Annotated in this window: 2 protein-coding genes and 1 pseudogene; 1 reads left to right on the plus strand and 2 read right to left on the minus strand. The window is 73.4% G+C overall.

Features of this window, described 5'->3' with window-relative positions; genetic code table 11:
* The coding region (locus AC1D1S_RS19800; RefSeq protein WP_476995288.1) for a metallopeptidase family protein at nucleotides 1–445 on the plus strand (445 nt) is incomplete at its 5' end.
* Between the two features lie 29 nt (nucleotides 446–474).
* Here AC1D1S_RS19800 and AC1D1S_RS19805 read toward each other — a convergent pair.
* Together AC1D1S_RS19805 and AC1D1S_RS19810 are read right to left on the minus strand one after the other, a co-directional pair.
* Nucleotides 475–2,136: a DUF5719 family protein gene (locus tag AC1D1S_RS19805; RefSeq protein ID WP_243179908.1), complete on the minus strand. Its 1,662-nt coding sequence runs from the start codon at nucleotides 2,134–2,136 to the stop codon at nucleotides 475–477.
* Nucleotides 2,129–3,920 (minus strand): annotated as a pseudogene (locus AC1D1S_RS19810) (glycosyltransferase family 2 protein); the annotation flags it as partial. The pseudogene AC1D1S_RS19810 and the gene AC1D1S_RS19805, both read right to left, overlap by 8 nt.

Here is a 3,920-nt window from a genome sequence, read left to right on the forward strand (position 1 = left end):
GCCTGCCGCCGTCCAGGGAAAGACCTTCCGGCAGCGCCGCAGGAACAGGCACGGCCGGGGCCTTCGCGGCGAGCTCATTCTCCCCACCCTGCCCGGCTACCGGACCCGCTCCGACCGCTTCGATGACTTCGTCCTGGACTCGGCCCAGCGGCTGCACGATATCTGGGGCAAGCCGCTCGACGGCGTCCGCTTCGCCGTTGACGAGATCCCCCCGGGCCTGGAGCAGCTCGTGGCGGACCGCACGCCCGCGCCGATGGGCGCTTTCACTGCTGCCACGGCCGAGGACGGACCGGTCATTACGCTGTACCGCCGGGTGGTGGAGCAGGTGTGCGGAACCCGGGACGAACTCCAGGACCTCGTGCACGACGTCGTCGTGGAATACACGGCCGAGATGCTCGGCGTACCCCCGGAGTCCCTCGACCCCGTCTATCGCCGCCGGTACTAGCCCGAGCCTGCTTCCGACCTGCCCCGGGCCTAGTAGCCCAGCGTGACGGGGACTTGCCGTTGTCCTGCCGCTTCCGGCGCCAGCGCCACCGCGGAAATGTCCTGCCGGCCGTCCCGCGCCAGAACAAGTGCCCCGTATGCCGGATCCCCGGCGGCGGACACCACATAGCCCACGAGCGGCGAGCCGCCCACGTCAGCGGGGATCTTGATGGACACGGTGGTTCCGCCGGCAATGTCGGCGGTGCCCGCGGTCCGGATCTTGCCGTCCGCAGTGATCGGCGTGTAGGTCACGGTCGCCCGGCCGGCGGGGGCACCGAGAACGAGCTGCCGGTCGCCCGCGCGCGGAACCGCAACGATGTGCTGGCTGCCCAGCCGGGCCGAGGCGGCGGAAAACGCGATGTCCGCCGCGTCCCCGGCCTGCAGTCCCCGCGTGAGCCGGGCAGCGGCCGCGAACGAGACATCCGAGCTCGCCGCCACGGTGTAGGTCCCGGCCGGGACCCCGGCCAGGGAAACTTCCGTGACCGCGCCGGCCTTCGCCGTCACCACGCCGCCCCCGGGCAGCGCCTTCTGGCCGTCGGGACCATACAGCTTGATCTCGACCACGGCGTCGGTGGCCCCCGGCACGGCGACTTCGAGGGCCGGTCCGGCGTCGGCGAAGCCGGGCTTTGCCTTGAGCGCGGCCAGTGCCGCGGGATCCTGGATGTCGAGACCGGCGGCCACCTGGCTGACGGACGGGGCGGTGCCGGGGGTGATGAAGTCGACGCCGCCGGGAGTGAGGCCGCGGAGCACGCTTTGCTGGATCACGGCAGCCACCGGGCCGCCGGTGCTGCGGACCCGCACGCCGAGCCGTTCCTGTCCCGGCGCGAGCCCGGCCAGGATGATGGAGCGGGAGCTGCCGGGCGCCACCAGCAGGCCGCGGCTGCCGGGAGCCTGGATCGGGCCTTCGGAACCAAAGAGGTCCAGGCTCACGGTCGCCGGCGTGCTGGAGGCATTGGTCAGGTTCAGGACTGCCGACCGGCCGAGCGCCGTGTTGGCGCCGACCAGCCAGAGATCGTTGCCGGGCTGCTGGCACGCGGCGGCCGCGGAACCCTGGAGGTCGCCGTCCTCGGCCGTGTAGCTCAGGACGGCGCCGGCAGCCGCCTGGTGGTTGTTTTGGGCATCGGCGCTGAGGACGCTGATGTTGTCCACCTCGCGCTGGGGCAGGACGCCGGCGACCAGCACGGGCGTGCGGGCCGGGGGCGCGGAAGCTGCGGGCGCGGAAGCTGCGGGCGCGGCGCCCGGCGCGATTTCGGCGAGGGGGGCACCTTTGAGCGGGGCGAGCCGGCTGCCGGGGATGATGCCGGCGCTTGAGCCGAGCACGGCGGCGCTGACGGCTGTCTTCGCGGTGGCGGATTCCGGACTGAACTGGGGGTCGGTGCCCACGGGGGTGCCCTCAAGCAGCCGGGCCGGGCCCGGGCAGACCCCGACGCTGCTGCCGGCCGGAACCGCGGCGACCGGGGCCTCGAGCTGCCTGCTGGCGGGGTTCTGGGGCGTCAGCGACGCCGCCGATACCAGGCCCCCGCCCGCGGCAACGAGGGCGACCGCGGAGAGGATGCCGCCGATCACTCCAGCCCGCGGCAGGCGCCCCTTCCGCGGCGACGGACCCGTCGCGGCCTCCGTTTGGGTTTCTTTTTCGTTGTCGCCCTTAGACATGCTGAGGTTCCTTACGCAGGGAGGCTTCGTCCCTGGACAGGCCGGTGTTGGACCGGCGGGCAGGCATGGGCACGGCGAGGAGGACGGTCAGCCCGATCATCACGGCCTGCGCAATCCCAATCAGGACCGCCCACGGCGCTTCGTAACGGATGCTCAACTGGCCGCCCTGGGCCGGCAGGGTGAAGGCCTGCGACCATCCCGACGTCGTTGAGGTCAGGCGGCGCCCGTCAAGCCAGGCGCTCCAGCCCGGATCGGCCCGCTCGGCGAGCACCACCAGGCGGCCCTCGGGGCCGGCCGGGACCGTGCCGGCCGCCGAGACTTCTTCGGAAGGGAGCAGTCCGATGGCGGCGCCGCTGCCGTCCACTACCCGGACCCGGTGCGCGACGTCGGAGTCCGTGATGCCGGGCCGGTCCTGCGGGCTGACCCGCCAGAGCCAGCCCGTCCCCGTCTGTCCGACGGCAACAAGTCCGGGAACTGCGTCCATGCGGCTGGCCGTCAATTCGGAGGCTGAATCGGCAACCCGGAGAACGACAAAGCCGACGCCGAGCCGCTCGAGGTCTTCCCGCGGATCCACGCCTTCGCCGGCGACGATGGTGGCCACGACGTTCCGGAGCGATCCGGCGACGGCGTCGTCGTCGCGGACCGTCTCCTGGCCCGGCGCTCCCAGGATGCCGCGGGCGGCGGCGATCGTTGAGAGTGCGTCCAGGGTTGTCCCGGCTCCGCGCATGAGTGTTGCGTCGAAGCTTCCGTCCTCGTTGCTGGTAATCAGGAGCGTCCTGGACTGTTCCGGGCCCTCGCCGCGGTCAACCGCCGTGGCGGGCAGCGTGCGGGCCTGGGCAGGCTGGACGAGCCTCGGGGTCCCGAGACCGGAGTGTCCCGCGGTGGCTGCCGGTGCCTGTGTTGGTGTCTGCGACGTAGGCTGCAGCAGGTTTTGTGCGGTCCACACGGTGAACCCGGCCAAGGGGGCGGCCAGCAGCAGGACCATGGATGCCGCGGCCGTGCCGCGGATCAGGACCTTCCGTGCCAACCCGGTACCGGCGGTCCGGTCGGCGGCGTCCAGGAGCCCTTCGGCTCCGATCAGGGCAGCGCCCAGGAACGCGAACGCGGCCGCCGAAACGGCGGGGCCGGGGAACGGCGTGACCAGGACCTCGGCGCTGGCGCCGGAGGCGACATGCCCGGCGAGCCAGCCGCCGGCCAGCATCAGGACGGCCACGGCCCACAGGCCCCGTGCCGTCCGGGTGCGTCCGGCCAGCACAAGCCGGCGCGGCATGAAGAGTKCGGCCAGGGCCAGCAGCAGCACCGGCAGCCCGAACAGCAAGGCCAGCAGCAGTGCCCACGGCAGACCGGCCGGCCCGGCGGAACCGGCGGCGGACCCGCCGAAGGCGGTGAGCCCGGTGAGTCCGGCGCCGGCGTCGAAGTTCAGTGGCTGCCCCAGGGCCTGTTGCCACAGTGGGGCGGCGTCGAAACCGAGCGGCAGGCCCGGGTCGGCAAGGAGCGCCCGCGGCCGGTCCAGGACCGAGAAGGCGAAGGGCAGGAACAGTGCCAGGCTGGGCAGGAGCGCCCACCACACCGTGCGGCCGCGCCGGCCCAACAGCACGCCGCAGAGGGCCACGACGGCCATGGACGGCAGCAGCAGCGAGGGCGCCGCGGCGGTGACGACGGCCAGGGCGAGGCCCGCGGCGGCGGCAGCCGTCCACGACGGCGTCCCGTTGACGCCGGGACGGGCGGCCGGCGTGGGGATGGGCCGTCCCTGTCCCGGGGCCGGGACGGCATGGATGCCGCGG

This window comes from Arthrobacter sp. P1_A5 (assembly GCF_056406825.1).

Bases quoted from the DNA above. Each gene is read 5' to 3' on its own strand.
- AC1D1S_RS19805 (WP_243179908.1), bottom strand. From the start codon at position 2,136: ATGTCTAAGGGCGACAACGAAAAAGAAACCCAAACGGAGGCCGCGACG.